This is a genomic window from Bradyrhizobium sp. MI1.4 (genome assembly GCF_055811315.1).
In genome coordinates this window covers 94914-119899 of sequence record NZ_JBVVPP010000016.1, presented here as the reverse complement: position 1 = coordinate 119899, position 24986 = coordinate 94914, and the positions used below count along the sequence as shown (strand labels likewise).

The window sequence follows — 24986 nt, the reverse complement described above, 5'->3', positions numbered from 1 at the left end:
TTGTAGCTCTGGCGACACACTGGGTTCAGCGCCTTTTGCCTGCCGTTTTGCGGCCCGCCGGCGGTTGTTCAGTCTGCTCCTGATAGGCGCCCGCTGAAACCGTCGTCTGATCATCCGCGAACGCTCGAAAGCGGACCGGAACATAGCCGCGCGCGAGCAAGCTCGCCAATGGATAGACGTTGCGACAGACGCGGCCGTTGCAGCCACCGGTCGAGGATTCCATCACCTCGGCCTTGCGATCAGGCGTGAACCGCAGGAACAGCATCACATGCGAGCCTGGCTTGTTCAGCGCATCGCCGGGCCTCAGGTCCCAAGGATTTGCCACGGGCGCAGCGATCGCGGGGATGGCTGCAGTCGTATAGTGGACGGAGAGCCCCCACGCGGCGCTGACGAATGCCGAACAGTCGACGCCCGCCACATCGGGCCGTGGCGCATTGCGGGTGCACACATTGCCAGCCAGCGTTCCGCTCTCGATCCGCTGCCGGAAGTTCGCGAGCGAACCGTGGCAGCCCCAGCAATACGGTACGCCGCGCACCTCCTGGTTCACTTTTCCCTGCAGATACCACGGCCGACGAACACGGCTGAAGCCGCTGCATTGGCTGTCGGGATCGTTGCCGTAGTTCGCCTGCGTCAGCTTCCACTGGATACCCTCGAACGCAAACGCGGTCTCGATCGCCTGCTGGCGATTGGACGGCCTCACGGCGGCCGAAGCGTCAAATTTGACGCCGGATTGTGGTGCCGGCGCCGTCGTCGTTCGCGACGGCCGCACGTCGATAATCGAGGCATTGGTCAGAGGTCGGAACCCGACGCCAATCACTTCGATACCGTCCGGCTTGGTTCGCAGGAAATAGACATCGCCACTGCCCGACACCGTGACGAACCGTCTGGTCAGCGGCGTATTTTCCAGAGGAAGCTCATAGATTCCCTCGAGACGCCCGTTCGCCGCATAGCGTGCGACGAACGTGGAGGCGTTCTTTCCTGATGGCGGAACGTCCTCGGCCAGCACGTAGAAGCGGTCGCTGTTGTCGATCTCGAGAAACTCCACCGTGCCGAGCTGGTTGCGCACGCGCAGGCCGAGTTGGCCGATGGTTTCGTTGGTGACCATGGTCTGGATCTCGACCCGGACGCTGGCATTGCCCTTGTCCGGAATGATGTCGGCGATCACCGAGCCCTTGCTTCGAGAAGCCACGTATTGCCGGTCAGGCTGCCGGGTCGTCCTGATGATGGCCGCGCGGGTGTTCTGATCGAGCAGGTCCGCCGCGCTGCCGGGTGCCTGCGATCCCATCTGGGCGAAAGCGGAGACGGCAACCTGGTCGTCTGCCCCACGGCTCGAGACCTCCTCAAGCTGGATCACGTCACCGCCGAGTCCGCGCGTGGATTGCCCCGGCGCCGCCTTCAGCGTCCGTACGCCACCGTCCCAAACCATTATGTCGTCGTCATGGACGACGAGATCGGTCGGCTGGACGTCTTTCGGCATCTTGAGGACGTCGGGATCGGAGTTTGGCTGTTTCGGGTCAAACTGGATGATGCGACCGTTGATCTGATCGAGCAAAAACAGGTTGCCCTGCCCGTCGGCGCTGAGTGCTTGCGGTCCCGCGAGTTCCACGTCCTCGCTGGCCGGGACTATGCCGACCATGGAAGCAGCCGAACCGCCGGTAAAGCTGCGTACGACAGTATCGTCGGCGTGCGCCTTGGTTCCGAAAATGCCCGCGCTAACGATGAAGACCCAGATCCAATGTTTTGGACGAAGCATATTCGCCTCAATGTACCCCGAACCGATCGCCGCGTCGGATCGACTAATCCGAGATGCCGTTGATGCCGCGCGTCAATTAGTGGTGAGCAATCTCAATCGCGTTCAATTCTATCACTGGACGGTGATAGTCCGAAATTTCTTCAGCTTGCCGAGGAAAACCATGGCCCGGAATAGATTTGAGCAAGTGAACGAAGTCCAGCCCGACGCGGTCACGCTGCTCCTGAAACGCGACAGTGACGGTGCCTCCGGAGCGATCGTGCTGCCTGCCGCCGCGAGCCAAGGGCGGCTGACCACCGACCAAGTCAGCGCGCAATTGCCGGCTCAGGATGCTTTTCGCGGCGCGATCCGGCTGGCTAACGACGTCAAGCTCGCGCTCGTGGTGTGCGATCCAGACGGGGTCTGGAAGCCCGAATGGGGCGATCTTTATCAACCGATCGATTGACCCGCATCGGATGGAGCCGGCAAATGCTGCGACGCCGCATACAGACTAGCTTGCCGAACGGACCCTCCGCCCGACTGTCGTTCCTTATACCGGCCCTGATGGTCGCGCTGCTCGTTGCGACAGGCTGGCCGGCACGCGCCAACGACTCGGCTGCGGAATTGTCGATCGGTGGGCTCCAGTTCGTACGCACCAATGACGTGGCCATGGAGAGCGAGAACCTTCGTATCACGCTCGACAGAATCAGCGTTCGCTACCAATTCGCGAACCTCACCGCCAAGCCGGTCACGCTTAATGTTGCCTTTCCGCTGCCCGACATCGACCTGTCGGAGGCTGAGAATGTTGCATTGCCGTCAAGTGATCCGATCAACTTCGTCGAATTCGAGACCAAGGTCGATGGCAACCCGGCGCCGCTGACCGTCGATCAGCGCGCCATGGTTGGCAACAGGGATGTCAGTGCCCTGCTCCGCGAACTCAAGTTGCCGCTGCTGCCGATTGGTGGCCGCGAGATCCGGGTGACCGACCTGCCCGCGGCGACCCGGACCCGGCTTGTGGACGACGGACTTCTGATGCCTGCCGGAATGAGCGACAACGGTCGCCAGCAATATGCGCCGGGGTGGACCGTCAAGACCTCGGCTGTGCGCCAGCAGTTGTTTCCGCCCGTGCGCAGCGTCACGGTCGAACACCAGTACCGGCCGAGCGTCGGCTCCAGTCCTGACACCATTCTGCGCTCGAGCCTGCGCCGCAGCAGCGCACTCGGTCAGGAAGTTGCGCGTTACCGGAAAGAATACTGCATCCAGGATACGTTCCTTGCCGAGCTCGACAAGCGCACGGGCAATAACCAGACCAACGGCGCAAATCTCCAGGAGCGGCGCATATCGTACGTGCTCAAGACCGGCGCGAATTGGGCTGGGCCGATCCGGTCATTCAAGCTGACTATCGACCCAGGCGGCAGCGACCGCTTGGTGAGCTTCTGTCCTGGGCGGCTAAAGGCATCGTCCGCTACTGGAAACACGCTTGAATATACGGCAAGCGACTTCAAGCCGGATGCCGACCTGAAAATCCTGGTGATCGGAACATTCTGAGCGTGCCGGTCAATTGGTGAGCAGCACGTAGCGCACGGCCGCGATGACAGTCATCTTATTGCGCTGAGCCTCGCTTAGCGCCTGCAGGAAGAACGTGTCGGCGGCGATCGGTCGCGGCTGGCGCAACGAGTCGAGAACCTGCGGGACCGCCACGACCAATAGCAGTTGCGGACCGCTCGCGCGCGCTGTCGGGAGCGTAAACGAAAGTGAGTCGATGCCCGGCTTCAGAAGATAAGACAGGCTCTGAACTTCGCCGCGATCAGATACCATCAGGAGCTCCACCACGCGGTTGGCAAAGTTCTCGATGGTCCCATTGAGGGTTTCACCGCCCTTCAGCTCTGTCGCTGACAAGGTGATGCGTGGCATTCGCGCCTGATCGCTCCCGACCTGACTCAAGAACTTGACGGCTGGGCATTGCGCCTGGGTCACTTGCCTGACGCCGATCGAAGCCTCGAAACCCTGCTCACGCCGAAACGCTTTGTCGAACGTGTCGAATGGGACGGTCGAGGCACCGAACCCTTCGATGACAGCGGCATTTGGGCTCACGGCAATCGGCAACACGAAGAAGCAGTCACCGCCGGAATATTGGGCCACGTATTTGCGGATGCGCTCGGCGCGCCCTGGCCCATCGAGTGCCGGAGACTGCGTCGCCGTCGGCTGCGCGGGCAACTTCTCCGGCTCTTGGCGTCCGGGCTGTGGTCCAGCGGGCTCGACCTTCGGCGGCGCCATTGCTCCGGCGAGTTTCGGGGGTGGCGACAAGACCGCGGTGCCTGGCGCTGACCAAACCAGCTTGTAGAAGGCATATCCACCACCGCCGACCAGCAGCAACAATGCCGCGGCGCCCGCCCCCAGCCAGAGGCGGCGCGGACTCCGCGCGATCTCCGGCATCCTGTCCTGCGGCGCCGGCGACGCGCTTTCCGGCCGCCGCAGCGGATCGAAGCCATATAACGGCGCGGCCGGCGTCTGGGCGGAACCGGTTGGCGTCCAGCTGGCGACCTCCCCCATAGTGGGGCGCAATGCCGGATCAGGCTGCAGCATCCGCTCCAGCAAAGGTCGGATGCGCATATCCACACCACCGAGATCGGGCACACGCCGGCGCTTCTCCACCAGTTGAAATTGGCTGCCGCCCATGTCGAGTTTCTGTCCGGTCAGCGCATGGAACAGCACAAGACCGAGGCTGTAGACATCGGATTTCGCAGTCACGTCATTGCCGTACAACCCTACTTGCTCCGGCGATGCGTAGTTGTCCTTGCCGGCGAAGCCCGAGCCGATGATGGTTTTGTCGCCCATTTGGGTCGACCGAGCGATGCCGAAGTCGATGATCTTGGCCCGACTGACGTCGTCGAGCGGAATGATGATGTTGTCCGGAGACACGTCGCGATGGATGATGCCGTGCTCATGTGCGGCCTCCAGTCCCAATGCGACACGCTGCCTCAGCCTGATCAGCGCCTCGAAGGTCAACGGCCCATCATCGAGCATGTTCGAGAGCGAGCGGCCATTCACGAACTCCATCGCGAGATAAGGTCGCTGCAGCACCGGCTCGACGGTAAACAGGAAGTAGCGAACGATCGCGTCGTGCGGAAGATTGTGGAGTGCCGCGGCCTCTCGACGGAACAGCGCGAGCGCGGCCTCGTTATCAACCACGTCGGGCAGTAGCATTTTCACCGCAATAGGCGATCCAGTCTGGATCTCACGGCATTTGTAGACCTCACCCATGCCGCCCGCGCCGATCACCGCTTCGACCTCGTAAATGCCATTGAGACGGGTGCCGGGCGGCACGCCGTGATAGGACGATCGGAACGGATCGCTTGGACTCATGGTTGCGGCTCCCGATTGAGCGGAGATCTTGTCGTCCCCTGAGATCGTGGCGTCAGTAGTCGCACGATCACAATCGTCAAATTGTCGAGCCCGCCACGATCAAGAGCCAGCGCGAGCATGTCATCGCAAGCCGCCTGGGCGCGTCGCGTAGCCGCGTGCTGCAGGATCTCGTCGTCCTGCACGTGCCTGGTCAGGCCATCGCTGCAGATCACGAAGATATCTTCTGGCTCGGCCGGGCCTGTCACCACCTCGAATTCCGGATCATCGGCGACACCGACGGCACGCGTAATGGCATTGCTCGGCCAATCATTCACGTCTTCGCGCGACAGCGCACCTTTTGCGATCAGCTCCTCCAGTTCGCTGTGATCATGCGAGACCTGGCGAATTGCGCCGCGACTAATAAGGTAGACCCGGCTGTCACCCGCCCATATGCAGGCATAGTAGTTATCGCGAACGAGCAGAACCGCCGCTGTGGTCCCGACGGTGGCACCCTGTCGTTCATGACTAAGCGCCAGTATCTGCTGGTTTGCGCTGAAAAGCCGCTCCTCGCATTCCGCCAGCAGGTCTGCGGCTGATTCTGGTGTAGCGATAGCGTCGAGCGACTGCACTACGATGCGACTGGCGAGATCACCGGCCTCGTGCCCCCCCATGCCGTCGGCGACCGCCCACAGACCAACGTCGGTTCGTACCAAACATGAATCCTCGTTCCGCTCCCGCACGCGTCCGGCATGGGTGACGCTGCCAACATCGAACAAGGACGGAATATGCACCATCGCGCGTCATCCATTCCCGGATGCCGCGGGTCCGAGATCACCGGTCAGCAGCGTGACGTAGTGAAACGGATCTGGCAATCCGCGACAACTCAGCGCCATTGGCGGGAAGCCTTCCCCTCCGGCGGTCCACCAGAAGCTAGCCGCGGCGTAGACCTGTGGGTTGGCAGCGCAAAGTGCTGCAAACGACGCCGCGAAGGCTTCGACCGCCGAAGCCCTCCCCATTGCCGCAGTACCAAGCGACGTGACCGGCGGATCGCCGGTGATGGTCTCCTGCAGTCGTGGCACCGCAAGCCGATCCAATGCATCGGAGATCTGCTCGAAGGTTGCGGCCCGATCCAGGGTCGAAAGCAGGAACGCCTCCACTTGCCCGAACCATTCGTCCTGCGGATCAATGCTCGGCGGCGGCAGCGAGACGGCCTCGCCGGTCACCGCATGGAGGGTCAAGGGATAGTATCGCCCCACCCCATCGAGCGATGGCATGATCGCACCCGCCACTGTCGTGCCGCAGATCGCGGCGCCGAGCCAAAACCGCCAGACCGGCGCGGTCAGAAAGGCCTGTTGCCATCCTGGGCCAAGCTGGTGGCGACTTGCTGACAGCGCAGCCTGTACCCACGGCTCCCAGGCTTCCAGGAAGCTGCGCGGGGTCGCGATCGCGATGAAATCGCGCTTCGCACCGATTTTGCCGAATATCCCGCAACGCATGGTCATATCCCGGTCGGGCAACGAAACTCGCGCAGCACTGACAGGTTCAGCGGGTTGCGCAACGATCCGGTCGAAATTTGATAGTTGAGCTCGCGCCCGGCGACGATGAAACTCGCGCTGGCGGTTTCCGCTTTCACCACTAACGAGCCCGCCTCCAACATCCGAAACAACGACCAGGGACCAATGCGCTCAAGCACGGATGGCGGGCCGGTATCGTTACTGACTGAAATTGCCGTTCGCGGCGCTGGGCCCGGCCATAGGATAGTAGTCGGCGAGTTGGTCTGCGGCTGTGGCGGTGGCGGTGGCGTAGGTTGCGGCCCGCCGAACAAGGACGGAGGGGCCGATCCGGGAATGGTTGGGCTCGCAATTGTGGTGCCACCGATCTCGGTCTTAACTGTCACGCCTGGTCCCGGTGCCCCAGGGGGTCGGATCGCGAATGAAACGGCGGGCACACCGCCGCCCGTCTGGAAGAACGCATCCCGGATATAAGCCGCGTTCTGGAATTGTTTGAGCGTCTCGGGCGAGAACGACCGACCAACGGGGCTCTCCTTTCGCCAAGCCCAGTCCGACCGCGACGTGTCGGCATAAGGTGCCAGGTACTGGGTGAAGAACCTGTCCATAACGCCATTCGGACTGAACAATTTGGCAAAATCCGCGAGCGGAACTTCCTGGCCGCTGCCGCGGATAAACGGGTAGCGGTTAGTCACGGTCTGTTGGCAGACCGGCGTGACCTGATCGCGCAACGTTTGCAGGATTTGTCCGGCGGTTGAAGCCGCGATGCTACCTTCGAACTCCGCGGCTGCTGCTCGCAACATATCGGAGAATGGCGGCGGCATGCGCGAGGCGTTGTTGCGGAGCGCTGCGACCTGGTTCTGGAGCGCAGCTGTGGCTTGTGCGGTCAGTTGGGGATTCTCGATGATCAGCGTCAGGTTCTGCGCGATGTCGTTCAGGTTCGCGACGGTCGAGTCGATTGGCCGGCGGGTGCTCTCGCCTTCGAGCGCTGCGTGGTAAGGCTTGAACTGTGCTTCGATCATCGTGCCAGGCGGTCCATCCTGAGCATTCGTGAAGAGTGCTGGCGCCGATGCGGCAGCTGGCGCCGAAGCGCTCTTCGCCCGTTCCTTGGTCAGCACCGTCTCGTCGCGCACCGACTCCAGAATTTGCCGCATCGGCGAGGTCGGCGCCGAAAGCGCCCGAAGCACCTCATATTTCGGTTTGTCGGCGAGCAGCTTCTTCAGGCGCAGGCTCCCGAGCGCCGTTCGCCAGGTCGTCACGAAATCGTTTGAATAGATGCTGAGCAGATCGCCGGCCAGATTGTCGTACTGCTGGTTGATGGCCGACTGCTGGCCGGCATCCCCCAAAACCCATCGCTCCCGCTTCATCCGCTCAGACAATCCGGACAGCCGGGCGACGAACTTCTGATGGAAGCCGTTATACGTGAAGAACTCAGGTACCCGCACGGCGTCCAAAGGCTGCCCGGTCGTGGTTTCGAACACGACACCCATGTCGGGTCCGCCATGGCGGCTGGCGATCCAGTCGCCGGCGATCGACGCGCGAGCCTCCGATTTCAGAAACTCGTACGCTCGTTGCGACACGCTCAGGCGCGCCAAGGAGTTCTGGGCCTGCTTGATCAACCGGCCGTCGAGTTCGACCAAGGGCGGCTGTTCGGTCTCGAGGTCGAACATTGCCACGAGGTTCTCGTCGAGCAGACGCCGCCCTTCTGCGTTGGTGGCGCCAGGATAGAGATTATCCGCCCAGTCACGTTGCATCCAGGAGCGGATCAACTCGCGATCCGGCGACTGCAGGCCACCGATCATCAGATAGACCTTGAGCGCCTCATAGACGAAGGCAGGCTCGTTTATGCGCGCATTGAGCTGCTCTTCCAGGCGATACAGCAGGCGCGGTCGGAACATGCGTTCAAGCGCGGTGTGATAGGCCGCTTTCGAGGGCGACAGCAGCCGGGCGCGCTGACTGAGCCCGTAGCGAGCCGACAGAGGCACCGATTCGCCGCGCGATCCGTAGCCCGCCGGGGCGTTGCGAAGCCGGTAGAGTAGCGGCAGCACCTTGTCGAGATCATGATCGGCAATCAATGCCTGCTTGATAAGTGCCGCGCCGGCGGTTGCATACTCGCTATCCGCCTGCAGGCTTTGCTCGATCAAATCGGCGTTCCGCTTGTAGCTCACCAGCCAAGCTGCGATCAGCCCGATCGAGACCAGACCGATCAATGACAGGGCTGCGGTCTTCAGGACCAGCGCGCGGCGCACCGCGGCACGGTCAGTCGAGACCCAGTCGGCCTCGCCGATGATGACCTTGGAAATCAGATCGGCAAGGAAGAAGCTCTTGCCCGTGCCCGAATAGGATCCGGAACCGACTTCCTCAGCGCCGAACGTGCGCGCCAGCGACCCGATCAATTGATCGATCGGCGTGCCCTGCTGCGTACCCGAGGTAAAGTAGAATCCGCGCAGGTTCGCGTTCACGTGATAGCGCGTCGGCTCGAAGATCAGGTTGAGGAAATCGTGGATCTGACGCTTGAGCCGCGCCATCTGTGCCGGAAAACCGAACAATTGCACGCGGTGCTGGGGCGTCGGCTCGTCCTGCAGACGGTCGAGCGTCTCTTCGCTCAGGCGCTCCAGCAGACGGTCGAACTCGAACGGGATCTGCCCAACCAGATTCTGGGTCTTGTCGGCGGTCTGGAACGTGGCACCCCAGACTTGACGGCGGCCGGCCTCCCCGAGATAGGCGAAATACTCGGTGAAGCCGGCAACGAGATCCGCTTTGGTAAATAGCGCGTAGACTGGGAAGCTGACCTTGAGTCTCTGATGCAGCTCGAGCAGGCGCATCCTGATGGCATCGGCATGAAGTGCGAGCTCCTGCTTCGGCAGCGTCAGGATGTCTTCGATACTGATGGCGACAAGAACGCCGTTGATCGGTTGGCGCGACCGGCTTTTCTTCAGGATATCCAGGAACGCCAGCCAGCTGTCCTTGTCGGCCTTGCTGTTGGAGTCCTGGGTGGTGTAGCGGCCGGCGGTATCGATCAGCACCGCCTCCTCTGTAAACCACCAGTCGCAGTAGCGGGTACCGCCGACCCCTGCGATCGCCGCGGGCGTTGCCCCGCGCGCGAGCGGAAATTTGAGCCCGGAATTGACAAGGGCCGTGGTCTTGCCGGCGCCGGGCGGACCGATGATGACGTACCAGGGGAGATCGTAGAGATAGCCCGACTTGTTGCCGCTGGCGGTCTTCAGCGTCGCGAGCGCATCCTTCATGCGCTCCTTGAGCACTGGTTCATCGCTGACGGGCTGGTCTGCACCAGCGATACCATCGGCAATCTCCTTGGCACCCTTGCGCCGCTCGAACAGATTGAGGCCAACGATGCCTGCCACGGCCGTGGTGAGCAGCAGAATAGCGATCTGCCGGACGATATGGTTCTCCAGCGGCCGCCAATCGCCGAATGCGATGAAGGGACCGGCGAAATAGATCACCGCTCCGAGCGAGCTGAGGCCGACCCCGTAGAGAACGATGCGAAGAATGTCCTTGGCAAGCATCTAACCGTACCCGTCGCAAAACCACCTGATCCGGCGGTGTGTGCCTATTCGCTGCGTTCGATAAAGATCTCGACGCGCCGGTTCTTGGCACGTCCCTCGGGCGTTGTGTTGCTGGCAATCGGCGCATCTGCTCCTTTGCCCTCGACGTCGACGCGCGAACCATCGTTCAAGCCAGGTTTCAGTGCCGCGGCAACCGCCTTGGCGCGCTCGACCGACAACTCGAAATTGGTCGGGAAGCGGACTGTGCGGATCGGCGAACTGTCAGTATGGCCGACGACCCGGATCCGTCCCGGCTCCTTGTCGAGGGTTGCTGCGACGCGGAGAGCGATCGGCTTAAAGCCGTCGAGGATGGTCGCTTGGCCCGACGCAAACAAGGCCAGGTCGCAGACCCTGATCACGATGAAGCTGGGGGTCTGGTCCGCCGTCATGGCGCAGGCGGTGTTCTCCTTCGCGAGCGCATTGCGGATGCGTTGCAACTGGGTAATGCGATCCGGCGGCGGCGGAGGCGGCGGCGGTGGGGGTGGTGCAACGACCTGACGCTTGAGTTCGATCGGACCGGCCGGATGGAGCGCGAGCGCCACCTCAGCAGCATTCTCTGCCCGTCCAGCGAGGAGCGTCCGCAGAACGAAATAGGACCCGGTCAGCAGCGCGGCGACCACGGCTGCCACGAGCCAAACCGGAACACGCAGACGCTGCCGGCGCCCCGCCAGCGCCTGCCCGCGCCAGTTGGGCGACAGGTCGCTCATCGTTTTCGGTCTAACCCGGCGCAGCAATTCATAGAGGTTGCGCTGGATCAGTTGCAGGTTCGCAAGTCCGCCCCCTGACGTCCGGTGGATGCCCTGAAAACCAAGCGCAAGGCAGGCGTGCTGAAGTTCGAGGACCGGATAGTTGACCAGTGGATCAACCTTCAAATGGTCGAGGATCTCAAAGAAACGGACGCCGCCGACACGCTCGCCGAAGAACCGGCTCAGCATCGAATATTGCGTCCAGACGTGACGCTCTTCGGTTGGGATGTGCTGCACGATATCGTCAGCAGTGGCACACAGGATGTATTTTGCTGTGTTGGCCTGGTGCTCGGAAATGCCCGCTGAACGGATGTCCTTCTCAAAGAATTTGATCGCGTCTGCGACCTGCTCCATCAGGCTGGCGAATGACGCTCGGATGAGCGCCACACGCAACCGACCGAGCAGTTGCAGCAACGGGCCCGCAGCGCGCATCACCGGATTGGCATTTGGCGCGACCAGATCGTCAACGCGCAACGGCGGCCCTGGCGGCATCAAGGGTTGCGGCACCTGGCCTTGCGCGGGTGTCGAGATCCATTCCTCGGCTGGATGGCTGGCCGGCGCGGAGGCGTAGTTCGAGCCCTGTGGAACGGGCGAAAAGGATGGTGGTGCGGCCGGCGTGCCGGGAGAGGGTACGGGTGATGGCGAATAGGCTGGGCGTGCTGCGGGCCCCCCACCCGGCGGAGGTTGAGAGATCGGCGCCGGCGGCAACTTCCCGCCGGGGTTGGGACGGATGATCGTCCGTTCGCCCCGCCCGAAAGGATTGACCGGCTTGTCCTTGTCGCTCATGGCCTGTCTTCCAGGATAGCCCAAAGATACAGCTCAAGCTCGGGCCAGTCGCCGGAAAAATGCATTCCGATCGACGCAGCCGTACTGAACTCGGGCCACAGCGGTGACTTGCGGTCGAGATAGAAATAGACGTGATCCGTGATGGCCCGGATATGCGGCGGCGGCGTCGGCAAATGCGCCAACGTGAGGCCCGGCAGGTTTGCGTGCACGATCTCGTTCATCTTTGTGTTCGGCCCGACCTTGAACAGGTGCGGGAAATCGTTCTGGATCTCCACAAGCGGCCGCCGTGCGGCAACTTCCAGCACCAGGGTCGCATTTCGGAATAGCGCTCGATCGCGGATCGGCGATACGAACGCATTCTGTGCGCGCTCGATGATCTCCAGGCGGATCGCCCGCCGGCCCAGCCGCGCGCTCAAGAAGTCCTGGATGTCGCTCACCAAGGGTGTGAAGACGTTCTCGAGATCGTCGTGATTGTACGCCGGATAGTTGCGCGCCCGCCGTTCCGCCGTGGAAAACGTCGCAAGTTCACCCGCGAACCTCAGCAATTCCTCGTACAGGCGCTCGGGGTGAACGCTGCCGGAGCGCTGGAAATGAGTCAGCACGGGAATGGTACGGTTCAGCACTTGCAGGACCAGATAGTCGACGCTCTGCAACCCACCACCGGATGACGGATCGACGGCGTAACGCGCCAGCTCGTCGAGTTTAGTCTCAACCCAGCCGATGATGCGGTTGAGCCAGCCATCGATGATCGGATGCGCGGCGCAGACCAGCATCGGCGGCACGAACTTGTCGTCGAACAGGATGTTCTTGTCGCGCACCTCGAGAATGCGCGCGATACCCAGGCCCATGTATCCGGGCTTGCTCGTCTTGCGCAGTTCGAAAGACAGGCGCGGATAAGCGATGTCGATCTCTTCCTCGATACGGAGCGCCGAGGTCGAGTCAATGAAGGTTTCCGAAGTGCGAACATAACGACTGGCGCTGTCGGTGCGGTCCTCGTCGACCTCGCGGGTGTTTGGCGCCGCGACCGGCATCATCAGCCAGACGATCTGGCCTGCAGCCGTCTCCGGCACCTCGATCGATTCGGGTATTGGGCTGTCCGCAGGGATATCGAACGGCGTACCGTCCGGCATGAGGCCGGACGCACTGCGCACCGCGAATTTGCTCTGTTCGGTAAGATCCCTATCGATCTCTAGCTCGGCAAAGCCCCAAGGATATGGTGTCGTGTAGCGAACGCGCTTTTCCAGCAAGTGTTCGATGTAGCGGTCGTTCTGCTGCAGATGATGCGGCCGCAGAAACAAACCTTCCGACCAGAAGACCTTGCTGTACCAAGACATTCCTATATCCACTTAGAAATTGTAGGCAACCTCGTGGTCGCCGAGAGTTTACTTTGAGCCGGGCTTATCACCGCGGTCGTAATAGTTCGAGAAAAGCAACATAAAGGTTTCGATCGGCGCGTTGTTGTCGCGGCCAAGATGCGCTTTCCAGCGCGTCAAGAACTCGTCCCAGAGTTTGCCCTTGTTCGTGCCGAGCCAGGAGCTTGCGCCACGCTGAAGCTCGAGCTCGCGCGCCATCAGCGTCGGATCTATGCCCGCAATCAGCTCATGGACAGCGTGCTGCATCGCCATATAGGTTCTCAACTGATGTGACTTGAGATCACTGAAGCCCTGTGCAAAGGCGCGCTGTGCATCGAGATAGCTGCGTGTCGGCGGCCCAAAGAGAATGCGCATCGCTTCCTCCGAGGTCGGCGAGAATTTCAGCGGATTATTTTCGAGGGCTTGGACGGTGGTCTGGCTGGTGCTACGGGTCAGCTGCTTGGCTTGGGTTCGCGCTTGCAGCAGCGCCATCAGATTGTCCACGGTCATACGCAAGATGATGCCAAGCTGTTCGGCGAGTTCGGCATCGGACTTGCTGGCGAAGAAATTCTCCGGCAATCCCGCAGCGCGCGCCACCAGTCGCGCGAACTCGGTACCACCGACTGGGTTGGCCGCGACAGGTCGCTCGTCTGCTGCTTGCGCCGTCTCGACCTGCGGGTGCGATGGCGATGTTGGCGGCTGGGCAGCGACTGGTTCATCATCGATCCAAACCGACGGCCGGCGTGGAGTCGGGATGGCTTGCGGGCGCTCGACTTGCGGTTTCGGCGCGGTGACCGGACCGGCTGCCCAGTTCATGTCATCGTCCTGCACGGACGGTTGGGACGTAGACGTCGGCGATGACCATCGAAATGGGTCTACACCCGGCGCCGGCACGCTCGCTGCCCAATCAAGGAACCCCGGATTGACGGGCCGCGCCGCCTCGCGTGGCTTCTTCAACAGTTGCGGATCGATCGGCGGCGGAACGTCACGATCGGCCGTCCAAAGCTCTCCGTAATCCGCATGCTGCTGGACCGAGGGTTCGTGCAGTTGCGCCGCTTGATTTGGGATACGCCCGCCAGCCTCATCCTCCAGCGAAACTCCGATGATGTAGTGGCCGATCGTGAGCCGATCGCCGTCGCGCAAGCGGTGCGGCCCCCGCATGCGCTGGTCGGCACCATTGAGAAAGGTGCCGTTGGTCGAGACGTCGTGCAGCCAATAGCCACCGTCGCGAAAGTGCACCTCGCAATGCTTTCCGGAAATAGTCCGCGCCGGATCCGGCAGCGTCCAGTCGAGGTGACGGTCCCGGCCAATATCGACCGAACGCCTGCCGGTGACCGTAAACGTCACAGGTCCGCCGTCCGGAAGATTCGGTTCGTTCTCGATATTAAAGCGAAGCACCATCACATCGTCTCGTTAGCGCGGAGGGCGCGGTTCGCCGCGTGCCAATTGAATACCATCCTCCAGGCACGACGTCATTATCTGGTCCCGGAAGTCACGGGGGAGCCGGCAGAGGCCAATCAGCAGTGCTGTACGCACCGCCCGTGCGGCCTGATCTGGCTTGGCTTCCACGGGCGCAAATTCCGGGGGAACCACGCTTCCGCCGGACCAGCCGGCCGCCAGCGCCAGCCACGTTGCCGGCTGCTCAGGATCGTTGGCATTGCCGACAGCCAGCGCCTTGTTCCGGGACTGCTCGTCCGGTTGCCGGACCCAGGTCTCCACAATATTGAGCGACCTGCTATCGCTGGCATCGAAATGATCGAACATCCGCCGCAGAGAGCGACATCCCCAGCCAATTGCCACACGCCTTGGAAGTAGGTATGCACAATAAGACACGGCCGCGTGCCAATTGCACGCGTCGGCGGCCTCCTGAAGGAAATCCAGCGAAGGCTTGTCAGCGTCGGCTCTGCCGACATCATAGCGCGCCAACGGATAGGCCTGAAACAGATCCTGTACCGTTCCGAATCGAACCTGCCCCATGATCGTCAGCCGACAAGAGTTGGAGTGCCGTGAGCGACCAGCGGACCGCCGGCAGCAAGCGCCATGCCGGCCTGCGCTGTCATGGCGATCGTCGGCGCGTTGATGACGATGCCCGCCGGGGTCAGGATAATCTGGCTGGGACCAACCTGCAGGGTGATATTGGCGTTGGCCGTGAGCGTGATGCTGATGCCCGCATTGACAGACTGGTCCATGGCCAGCGTGATGTGTTGACCGCCCAATTCGATATCGAGTTTGTCATTGCCTTTCTTGAGCGTGGTCTTGCGGGTATCGCCGCCGAATGCAGCTTCGCCGATGGTCCGTGTCTCGGTGTCCCGGACCGTCACGTCATGGTCCTTCTCGGCATGCACCGTGATCTTCTCGGACCCCTTCTTGTCCTCGAAGCTCCACTCGTTGAAGCCGCCCCCACCTTTGGTGGAGTCCGACTTCAAGCCGCCAATCGTCTTTTTCGACGGCAGATCGTAAGGCAGCTTGTATTCGTCGTTGTACACGGTGCCAATCACCAGGGGCCGGTCCGGATCCCCTTCCAGGAATTCGACAACGACTTCCTGTCCGACACGCGGAATGATCTGCCCGCCCCAGCGCTTGCCGGACCAAACCTGGGCCACCCGCAACCGGCACGACCGCTTCTTCTTGCGATCCCAGAAAAAGCGGACATAGATTTCGCCGAGCGACTCGACGTCGATTTCCTCGCTCGAATTGTCGTCTTTGGTCACTACCTTGGCAGTCTGGATGCCATTGATCCTTGGCTTCGGCGTCGTCATTGGCGCTCGAAACGGCCGATCGCTCGGCAGAAACTCGTAGCTGCCGAAATAGACGTGTTGCCCGGCGTCGCTCGGACCTCCGGTGCGATAAGATTCGATCGAGAACGAGTGCGTGGCTCGCACCATGAGATATTCCACGTTCTGCGAATCCTTGGAGTGCTTTTCAAGCTTCGTTAACCCACCGGGGAACAGGTTGACGGCGTCGCCGTTGCCACGGCGCCTTCGGTCCATTGCCTGCTCGGCCTGGAGCTGGATCTTCGCGTAGCGCTCGCCGTCGGATTTTTCCTTGAACTTCCCTGGATAGTCGTAGAACTCCATCTCCGACCGGGTGTAGTGCTCGGAGCCCTTGGCGTCGCTGATCATCTGCGCGTTGGGCTTTTGATAGTTGTAGTCGTTGAGCTCGATCTTGCCGGTTCGAAATCGGCGCTCCGAGACCCATTCGTAGATATGCTGCTCGCCTCGACGATCGGCCCCCGTTAGCGGGATATAGGGAATCGTAGCAAGACCGTTGATCGGGCTATGCGACGATTTGGAGTCCGCCAACACCAGCGTATGTTTGCCGCCCTCGTGCTTGAAGAAGTAGTAGATGCCGTGCTGTTCCATCAGCCGGCACACGAAATTCATGTCAGTCTCGCGGTACTGAACGCAATATTCGAGCTTCGGACAGGACCCCTCTTCGGTCAGTTTGGATTCATAATCGGTGAAGCCGCGTTCGTTGAATACCTCCTTGATGATGTCGGGCGCTTTCTTGTCCTGAAAGATCCGGCAATCGGTGGTCCGCGACAACAGCCAAAACCAGGGCCTCAGCACGATCCGGTAGCTGAAATAGTCGTTCCTTACCCCGAGCCACTGGGCCTCCGTCAGAATGCCACTGAACTCGCGCTCCTTTTCATGCAGCTTTATGGTCAGCGTGCATTGCTGACCGATGGCTCGGTCGAAGTCGAGGTCGGCATCCTCACTGAGACACTCTATGCGATACTCGAACAGTTCGCTGAGACCCTCCGAGCCCTCGAATCCGGCAAAAACCAGAACGTCTTTGCCAAGAGGCGTCTTGAGTTCGCAGAGGCGGGTATCCTGAGTAAGCTGGCCCATGTGGGCTTAAACTCCCTCCTTCGATCGAATGACCCGCTGCAAAGAGCTGATCAGACGTATGCAAGATCCGCGGAAATCCTGCCCCGCCAACTGGCAGTGCCGGCAAGTCCGCCCCGGGGCTGGGCCTCCTGACGTTTCACGACAGCCGTCCAAAGAACCACCCTGGCCATCAAGTAGTCGGCTCCAAGAGCTTGCCGGTTCACAGGAAAATGGCATGATCTTCGGGAATGAACCAAGATCAGCAGGCATCTGACCCATAGGTATAGAATCGGATCATGCGCCCCGCGCGATCCCTTAGTCGTCACGGCTCGGCAGCGGGGCCGTGACCGAGCAGATGGACGATCCTCGCATGCTTGATGTCGCCTCCCTGACGCTGCCCATTACCGCTGACGATCCCTGCGGACCGGATCTCGACGCCATCGGAGACGTCCAATATCTGAACTTCTTCGCAGGTGCGGAATCCCTGCTGCCAATGTCGTTCTTCGAGGTCGTCAATGCCAATGGGGAGCGTGGACGCTTCGATCCAAAGGCAGTCGATTTTGCCGGCCAATTTGCCGCTGCACAGCCCCTCCTGGCGCGTACCCGCGATCTGCGCCTAAACCTGCTGCTCGCGAAGTTTTCAATCCTCAACCGCGATCTCGACGGCTTTCTTAACTGCCTGAGGGCGACCAACTTGCTGCTGCGCGAGCAGTGGGAAGCAGTACATCCGAGGGGCGAGAACGGCGACTACGCGCTTCGGGCCGTCACGGTCGAAGCAATCGACGTGTTTCCGACCGTGATCAACCCGCTCCAGTTCCTCCCCCTGATCGAGAACCGCAGACACGGCAACCTCAACTACCGTGCCTATCAAATCGCGCAAGGCGAAATTCCCGCCGGCGATGCCGACGCCGACGGGCTCGATCTCGCGACCATCGAGCGCATCGTCAGCGAGACGGATCTCGATACTCTCAAGGCAATCAGCGCGCGGTGCTCCGCGGTCGCTGCTGAAATCGCAGGTATCAAGGCGACCTGGCGTGAGAAGATGAATTCGGGGCAACCTATCAGCCTCGACAGGCTCTCCGGCTTGGTTGACGGCATGGCTGCCTGGCTTGCGGGTCTTGTCGCGTTGCGCGATCCGGTGGCGATTGCCGCAACTGCGGAAGATGCCGGTCCCGTCGATACGCAGGTGCCGTTGGACGCAACCACGATGTTTGCTTCATCTGCACAGGCGTCCGCAGCGCTCGGCGCAGCGGCCGCCTATTTTGCCCGAATGGAACCATCCAACCCGGCGCTGTTGCTGGTACGTCAAGCGCAGGAGATGGTCGGCAAATCATTTATTGAAGTGATGCGGATGCTGGTGCCGTCCCACGTGGAGAGCGCTGCCATCAACATCGGACGGGACAAAGTCTTCGACCTGCCGATCGAACGGATGGCGGAGTTCGCGACCCCGCTCTCATCAACGACGGATGAGAGCGCCCAAGATATTGTTTTTTCGGTGGAAAATAGAGCGCAGGCCTTGGGTCTGCTGACGAAGGTGGCGTCGTTTTTCCGAACCGCGGAGCCGTCCAGCCCGATCCCCTTTTTGGTCGATCGCGCGCGCGACCTCGCACAGCGGGATTTCCTCAGCCTTCTGAATGATGTCCTTCCTGAGGGCGCTCTCAAGACAATCGACAAATCGTATTGAACCACCTTTCTCTCGAAGGCACTAACTGGACATAAGAATGTTTTGCCGACCGCAAGTTGAGACGCCTTAGTCAATCTGCGTCGTGCAATTTGGCTTCTGATGCGATTTCGCAGGGAGGGGAACCATGGCTACTGACAGCGGTCAAAAATTCATTCGACGAAACCGCGCACCACGCGTGCACATAACATACGAGGATCCTTACGACGCCGAGCGGCTGATCGAGCTGCCGTTCGTCATGGGCGTCCTCTCCGACCTCTCCGGCAATAACCCCGGCATCGAGAAGTCGAAGGTCGAGGAGCGTAAGTTCCTCGAGTTCGATATGGACAATTTCGACAACCGCATGGCCGCAATCCAGCCTGGCGTGACGGCGCGCGTCGCCAATCGCCTCAGCGATGGTTCCGACGAAAAGATCTCGGTCAACTTGCGCTTCAACAAGATGGCAGACTTCACTCCGGTGGCAGTCGCCCGCCAGGTGCCGGCCACCGCCAAGCTGCTCGAGGCACGCGAACAACTCGCCAACCTGCTGCGCTATATGGACGGCAAGGTGGCCGCCGAGGACCAGCTGAAAAAACTTCTCGCCGATCCTCAACTGATGGCAGCGCTGCGGGAACGCGCGACAAGCCAGTCGAGCGAACCTGGCACCGAGAGCTAAGGAAGGAATGGGGACCATGGCAAAAGAAGCTGTTCACACAGAGAGCCCTACCCAAGTCAAAACCGTCGAAGCTGATGAGTTTGCCAGCCTGCTAAAGCAAAGCTTCAAACCGCGCACTGAACGTGCAGCGACCGAAGTCGAAAACGCCGTATCCACGCTCGTTCAAGAGGCGTTGAAGGACACAAGCGTCATAAAGTCGGACGTCCTCGACACCATCGAGGAGATGATCGCGCGGATCGACCAGAAGCTGACCGCGCAAATGAACGAGATTCTTCATACACCTGAGTTCCAGGCAATCGAAAGTGCGTGGCGCGGTCTCCACTACCTCGTCTTCAATTCCGAGACCGACGCCAACCTGAAAATCCGGGTGATGAACGTCTCAAAGAACGAGCTGTATCGAAATCTGCGGCTTTATCCCGATGCACGCTGGGACCAGAGCCCCCTTTTCAAGCAGATCTATGAGTATGAATTCGGCCAGCTGGGTGGCGAGCCTTTCGGCTGCCTGATCGGCGACTATTATTTCAGTCACCTCCCCACCGATGTGCAACTGCTCCGCGATCTCAGCAAGATCGCCGGCGCCGCACACGCCCCCTTCTTCAGCGGCGCCGAGCCGACGCTGATGGGAATGGACTCCTGGACCGAGCTGTCCAACCCTCGGGACATCGGCAAGGTGTTCGACACGCCGGAATATGCCGCATGGAAGGGACTGCGCGATCAGGACGACTCGCGCTATCTCGGCCTGTGCATGCCGCGCGCGCTCGGCCGCCTCCCCTACGGCGCGAAATCGGAGCCCGTGGAAGAGTTCGCCTTCGAAGAGGAGACGGACGGACACACCGGCGACAAATATGGCTGGATCAACGCCGCCTACGCAATGGCCGTCAACATCAACCGCGCCTTCAAGGAGTTTGGCTGGTGCACGCGCATCCGCGGTGTGCAGTCCGGCGGTGAAGTTATCAACCTGCCGACGCACACGTTCCCGACCGATGACGGCGGCGTCGACCTGAAATGCCCGACCGAGATCGCCATCAGCGATCGCCGTGAGCACGAACTTGCGAAGGCGGGCCTCATCCCGCTGATCCATCGCAAGAACACCGACAAGGCGGCGTTCATCGGCGCTCAGTCGCTCTACAAGCCGAAGAAGTATTTCGGCGAGAAAGGCGTGGATGCCACCGCCTCTGATAACCTGTCGTCACGACTGCCCTACATGTTCGCTGTGTCTCGCTTTGCGCACTATCTGAAGTGCATGGTTCGCGACAAGATCGGATCCATGAAGGAGAAGGATGAGCTGACGGTCTGGCTGCAGACCTGGATCAACGAGTACGTTGATGCCAATCCAGCCCTGTCGTCAGAAGCTCAGAAGGCGCGCAAGCCGCTGGCCGCTGCGAAGGTAGAGGTCATAGCAAACGAGGAGAACCCGGGATATTACAACGCGCGCTTCTTTCTTCGTCCACACTTTCAGTTGGAGGCGATGGACGTCGGCCTCAGTCTGGTTTCGCGCCTTCCCGGCCCCGGCTCCTGACGCCGCAGCATCGCAACCGTAACATGCAGAAATTTGAAAGGACTATGCTATGGCTGTCGACATTTTCCTGAAACTCGATCCGATTAAGGGCGAGTCGCTGGACGACAAGCACAAGGACGAAATCGATATTTTGAGCTGGTCGTTCGGCGAGAGCCAGTCAGGCACTTTCCACAGCGGTTCGGGCGGCGGTGCCGGCAAGGTCAGCATCCAGGACCTTCACTTCACGCACTTCGTCGACAAGGCCACGCCGGAGCTTTTCAAAGTCTGTGCGAACGGCAAGCACATTGATACGGCGATCCTCACGGTGCGCAAGGCGGGTGAAAATCCGCTGGAGTATCTCAAGATCGAGATGAAGCACATTCTGGTCACGAGTGTATCGACGGGCGGATCGCACGGCGAAGATCGCCTCACTGAAAACGTGAGTCTGAATTTCGCCAAGGTCAAGATGACGTACAAGACCCAGACGGAAAAAGGCGGCGCTGGAGCGGCGCCGGTGTTTGGCTGGGACGTTCCCGCCAACAAGGAATGGGCCTGATCGTCGGCTTCTGCTTGGCGTCGGTTGCGATTAGCTGAGCCGGCGCCGCACGGTGCGATTGCGTTGACGTCTCGGCGGGAGCGGTTACGAGCACGACCGCCTGCCGAGGCGACAACCATCCTGGAGACCAGCTGATGCTCCGCGAAAGGGGCATAGCGGGCCCGGCATCTTGGGGAAGGTAAATGACCATTACTCCAAAGAGGGATCGTCTCTCTCCCCCGCTAATGCTGGCCTTTCGCTTGGCTCATGAAGCTCGCGATGCGCGCAAGAAGCTCAATTTGCGCGATGAATTCGGTGAACGGGTCATTGCCGGACGGCGTAGCGCCGGCCGCTTTCCGATCTCGGAAACGCTGTTGCGGCGGGAAATCTCTCATGACCTTGAAGCCCTTCTCAATACCATTGCTCTGGAATCGACTTTGGATCTGAGCGACCGGGATTGCGTCCGGAGATCGATCTTGAACTACGGCTTCCCCGATATCGCCCACCGCTCGATCGACGAGGTTACGGACGACGAACTCACCGACGCGTTACGCGAGACGCTAGCGACCTACGAACCCAGACTCGACCGCAAGACGATTCGGGTTCGTCGCGACGGCTCGGTGGGCCCTGAGCAGCTGAAGCTGCGCTTCATCGTTCACGCCGACCTCAAAGCTGAGCCGCTCAACGTCCCCGTGGAATTTGTCGCCGACGTCGATCTCGACAGCGGCGACATCCAGATCAATCGACTTTAGCATGAATCGCGAATTCCTCGATTTCTACAATCGTGAACTGTCATTGCTGTACGAGCAGGCGGGAGATTTCGCCGAAGAATATCCAGGTATCGCAGAGCGCCTCGGCGGCCTGATCCGAGACCGCTCGGACCCGATGATCACGGGACTGCTGGAAGGCGCTGCCTTTCTTGCCGCCCGCGTTCAACTCAAGCTCAAGCACGAGTTCCCGGAATTCACTGCAAACCTGCTCGAGCAACTGGTACCGAACTATCTTGCGCCGACACCTTCGGCCATGCTGGTGACCGCACGGCCACCCTATGCCGACCCGGCGCTGCGTGACGGCAGGAAGATCGCGCGCGGCGCCTATTTCGACGCGACCTATCGCGAGAGAGAGCGAAGTCTTTCCTGCCGGTTTCGACTTTGCCGCGACATCGTGCTCTGGCCATTTGACGTCACAAGCGCCGAGTATTTCTCGACGGCAGGCGCTCTGCAGGCGCTTGGTATCCCGATCGGCAGTGACGTCATCGCGGGGCTGAGGCTATCGTTGACCCATCGTAGTGCGGCCCGGCTCGAGGACGAGCCGCCGGACGCGGAGGCTCGGACCAAGCCGGAAACGTGGTTCGCAGGCTGCCGCGTGAGCGAGCTTCCGATCTACCTGTCCGGTGCGGAATCCGACGCCATCGCGCTTTACGAGCAGTTGATCTCGAATTGCAGGGGGGTCTACTTCCGGCATCTCGACGACTTTGGCGATCCGGTGGTGACTCGTGCCCCCCATGACAGCGTGCAGCAAATTGGTTTCGACGAGAATGAGTCTCTATTTCCTAACGATAACCGGATCTTTCGTGGCTCGGAATTGCTGCGTGAATATTTCATGTTTCCACGCAAGTTCCTCGGCATTACCCTCACCGGACTTCGCGGCGTGATGTCACGGCTGCGCAGCAAATCGATCGATATTGTCTTCGCATTCGATGAACACAGTTCCCGATTGGCCGCCTCGGTGCGCCCCGAGACGTTCAGGCTCTATACCGCGCCGGCGATCAATCTGTTCGAGAAGACGAGTGATCGTATTCCGGTCAAGTCGAATACGCACGAGTACCATGTGGTGCCAGACCGCAGCCGCTATCTGGAATACGAACCGCACCAGGTGCTCGAAGTCTACGCACACCTTCCGGCAGAGAAGGATAAGCGCCCCGTGCGCCCGCTATATTCGGCCGCCGTCGACCGGAGCGGCGGGTCGGCCGACAGGCTTTATTTCACTGTGCGCCGCTTGCCGCGCCGCCGCACAGTGGAAGAAAAGACATACGGCGCCTCCTCAGACTACACCGGGACGGACATGTTCCTGTCACTGCTCGAGCCCGGTGAATTGAGCGGCAAAGGCTCTGTCGCCGAACTGAGCGTTCGGGCTCTCTGCTCCAATCGCCATCTCACGGAGCACTTGCCGGTCGGCCAGGGCGGCGCCGATTTTCGTTTGCTGGACGACACATCTCTTGATCTGATGTGCGTCGCCGGTCCGACGCCGCCGCGCGAGCCGGTGGTGGCCCAATTGCGCAGCCGCAGCGAAATCGTCAACAGCGGCGTTGTCAGCTGGCGGCTCATCAACATGCTCAGCCTCAACTATCTTGGGCTCGTCGAGCGCGGTGGCGGCAAGAACGCCGGAGCGCTGCGCGAGATGCTGTCCTTGTTCGCCGACCAATTCGACGACGCCACGGAACGCAAGATCCGCGGCGTGCGCAGCATAGAAAGCCGCCCCATCGTGCGACGCGTGCGTGAGCGCACCGGCAGCGGCGCAGCACGTGGCTTGGAGATTATCGTCACGCTCGACGAGAAGGCATTTGAGGGCAGCGGCGTGTTCTTGCTCGGGGCGATCCTGGAACGCTTCTTCGCCGACTATTCCGGCTTCAACACCTTCACCCAGACGGTCATCTCGACGCCGGAGCGCGGCGAGATCATGCGATGGCCGCCGCGCATGGGAACGCGGAGACCGCTATGACGCTGATCGACCAGATGAAGGCCGAGCCCTGGCGTTTCGATTTTTTCCATACGTTACGCCAGTTCGAGCGCGCCAACCCGGATCGACCGCGGATCGGTGACAGTGCCGCCCGCCGCGACGAATATGTCGACCTCGGCCAAGTGCCTTATCTGGAGTTTCCCGCCTCGAATCTCGCGGCGGTGGACGACCAGAGTGGCCGGCTCAGGATCCTCGTCAAATTTCTCGGCCTCCTGGGCCCGCAGGGCGCCCTGCCCATTGCCACCACCGACGAAAGCCTCAGCTGGTGGCTGATGCGGGATGACGCTTTCCCGCGCTTTCTCGATCTGTTTAACGGGCGCTTCCTGCAACTCTTCTTTCGTGTCTGGGCCGACGCGCGCCCGATCGCGCAGCACGACCGCCCGGCGGACGATCGCTTCATTGCCTATGTCGGCTCCTTCGCCGGCTTGGGCACCGATGTTTTCGCCGATCGCGATACCGTTCCGGACATGGCGAAGCTCAGCTTCGCTGGGCTGGTCGCGCCAAGGGCGAAGTGTGCATCACGGTTGACGCGATTCCTGCAAGGACTGTTCGAGGTCAAAGTCGAGATCGACGAATTCGTCGGCACTTGGCTCTCGTTCGACCCAAGTCACTGCAGCCGGCTCGGCGGAACGCATGCGAGGCTCGGTCAGGACGCCCTTCTGGGCTCGCGCGTGTTCAGCGTCGAGGACAAGATCAGAGTTCGGGTCTTTGTCAGAACATTTGCTCAGTACGAACAATTCCTGCCGACCGAAACACCCAACCTGTCGGAGCCACTGGCCGACGCCGTTTTCTTCTATGTCGGCGACGAATTGGAATGGGAAGTAGAGCTCGCGATTCCTGCCGGAGAGGTTGTACCGGTCAGGCTCGGACAAAGTGGTCGACTTGGATGGACTTCTTGGGTCTCGCCGAACTGGGCCTCCACAGAAGAATATCGCCGCGATGCCCGCTTTCAGCTCGGGGAGCGATTGAGATCCCGCCGGAGCGCCGCAGCCAATGCCACGGCGATTTGAACCTAT

General features: G+C 61.1%; 19 protein-coding genes. 9 read left to right on the top strand and 10 right to left on the bottom strand.

Annotation, left to right across the window (positions count from 1 at the left end; translation table 11 throughout):
* Positions 1–25: 25 nt before the first annotated feature.
* Positions 26–1753, bottom strand: a complete 1728-nt coding sequence (locus tag AC0L23_RS20075; RefSeq protein ID WP_018457620.1) for a hypothetical protein — start codon at positions 1751–1753, stop codon at positions 26–28.
* Here AC0L23_RS20075 and AC0L23_RS20070 point away from each other — a divergent pair.
* Positions 1635–2195 (top strand): hypothetical protein, encoded by a 561-nt coding sequence (locus AC0L23_RS20070; protein WP_231191009.1) that lies wholly within the window; start codon positions 1635–1637, stop codon positions 2193–2195. The two genes, AC0L23_RS20075 and AC0L23_RS20070, sit on opposite strands and share 119 nt — an antisense overlap.
* A gap of 98 nt (positions 2196–2293) precedes the next feature.
* A complete protein-coding gene (locus AC0L23_RS20065) occupies positions 2294–3277 on the top strand; it encodes a DUF4424 domain-containing protein (RefSeq protein ID WP_018457622.1) in 984 nt (327 codons plus the stop codon).
* Between the two features lie 9 nt (positions 3278–3286).
* On the opposite strand, the gene AC0L23_RS20060 is transcribed toward AC0L23_RS20065, so the two are convergent.
* From AC0L23_RS20060 to AC0L23_RS20020, 9 genes are read right to left on the bottom strand one after another with little or no spacing between them, the layout of a single operon-like run.
* Positions 3287–5095, bottom strand: a complete 1809-nt coding sequence (locus AC0L23_RS20060) for a serine/threonine-protein kinase (RefSeq protein ID WP_085348553.1) — start codon at positions 5093–5095, stop codon at positions 3287–3289.
* Positions 5092–5868: a PP2C family protein-serine/threonine phosphatase gene (locus AC0L23_RS20055; protein ID WP_085348552.1), complete on the bottom strand. Its 777-nt coding sequence runs from the start codon at positions 5866–5868 to the stop codon at positions 5092–5094. The genes AC0L23_RS20060 and AC0L23_RS20055 overlap by 4 nt, the downstream gene beginning before the upstream one ends.
* Positions 5869–5874: 6 nt before the next feature.
* Complete coding sequence (tagF, locus tag AC0L23_RS20050) at positions 5875–6576, bottom strand: type VI secretion system-associated protein TagF (protein ID WP_473297036.1); 702 nt, start codon at positions 6574–6576, stop codon at positions 5875–5877.
* Positions 6573–10109, bottom strand: a complete 3537-nt coding sequence (gene tssM, locus AC0L23_RS20045) for a type VI secretion system membrane subunit TssM (RefSeq protein ID WP_473357344.1) — start codon at positions 10107–10109, stop codon at positions 6573–6575. Before tssM ends, tagF begins: the two co-directional genes overlap by 4 nt.
* Before the next feature lie 44 nt (positions 10110–10153).
* Entirely contained in the window at positions 10154–11680 is a 1527-nt protein-coding gene (gene tssL / locus AC0L23_RS20040) for a type VI secretion system protein TssL, long form (RefSeq protein WP_473357343.1), read from the bottom strand.
* Positions 11677–13014, bottom strand: coding sequence for a type VI secretion system baseplate subunit TssK (tssK, locus tag AC0L23_RS20035; RefSeq protein ID WP_018457628.1), 1338 nt, complete (start codon positions 13012–13014; stop codon positions 11677–11679). The genes tssL and tssK overlap by 4 nt, the downstream gene beginning before the upstream one ends.
* Before the next feature lie 48 nt (positions 13015–13062).
* Positions 13063–14433, bottom strand: coding sequence for a type VI secretion system-associated FHA domain protein TagH (tagH, locus tag AC0L23_RS20030; protein WP_473357350.1), 1371 nt, complete (start codon positions 14431–14433; stop codon positions 13063–13065).
* A gap of 12 nt (positions 14434–14445) precedes the next feature.
* Positions 14446–15009, bottom strand: coding sequence for a DUF6931 family protein (locus AC0L23_RS20025; protein ID WP_085383668.1), 564 nt, complete (start codon positions 15007–15009; stop codon positions 14446–14448).
* Between the two features lie 5 nt (positions 15010–15014).
* Positions 15015–16883, bottom strand: a complete 1869-nt coding sequence (locus AC0L23_RS20020) for a type VI secretion system Vgr family protein (protein ID WP_473357342.1) — start codon at positions 16881–16883, stop codon at positions 15015–15017.
* A 349-nt stretch (positions 16884–17232) separates the two neighbouring features.
* On the opposite strand from AC0L23_RS20020, the gene AC0L23_RS20015 reads away from it, so the two are divergent.
* The 7 genes from AC0L23_RS20015 to tssG all read left to right on the top strand — a co-directional run bounded on the left by AC0L23_RS20015 (position 17233) and on the right by tssG (position 24980).
* Complete coding sequence (locus AC0L23_RS20015) at positions 17233–18546, top strand: type VI secretion system protein TssA (protein ID WP_473357349.1); 1314 nt, start codon at positions 17233–17235, stop codon at positions 18544–18546.
* A gap of 124 nt (positions 18547–18670) precedes the next feature.
* Positions 18671–19198 (top strand): type VI secretion system contractile sheath small subunit, encoded by a 528-nt coding sequence (gene tssB, locus AC0L23_RS20010; RefSeq protein ID WP_026233414.1) that lies wholly within the window; start codon positions 18671–18673, stop codon positions 19196–19198.
* 16 nt (positions 19199–19214) lie between these two features.
* The gene (tssC, locus tag AC0L23_RS20005; RefSeq protein WP_018457634.1) at positions 19215–20717 is read left to right on the top strand and encodes a type VI secretion system contractile sheath large subunit; all 1503 of its coding nucleotides are present in this window, start codon (positions 19215–19217) and stop codon (positions 20715–20717) included.
* Positions 20718–20766: 49 nt separating this feature from the next.
* Positions 20767–21252, top strand: coding sequence for an Hcp family type VI secretion system effector (locus AC0L23_RS20000; protein WP_018457635.1), 486 nt, complete (start codon positions 20767–20769; stop codon positions 21250–21252).
* A 182-nt stretch (positions 21253–21434) separates the two neighbouring features.
* Entirely contained in the window at positions 21435–21983 is a 549-nt protein-coding gene (gene tssE / locus AC0L23_RS19995; protein WP_026233415.1) for a type VI secretion system baseplate subunit TssE, read from the top strand.
* 1 nt (position 21984) lies between these two features.
* Positions 21985–23952 carry a type VI secretion system baseplate subunit TssF gene (tssF, locus tag AC0L23_RS19990; RefSeq protein ID WP_247362314.1) on the top strand — a complete coding sequence of 656 codons (1968 nt, stop codon included), beginning with the start codon at positions 21985–21987 and terminating at the stop codon, positions 23950–23952.
* Entirely contained in the window at positions 23916–24980 is a 1065-nt protein-coding gene (gene tssG / locus AC0L23_RS19985) for a type VI secretion system baseplate subunit TssG (protein WP_473357341.1), read from the top strand. Before tssF ends, tssG begins: the two co-directional genes overlap by 37 nt.
* Positions 24981–24986 lie beyond the last annotated feature (6 nt).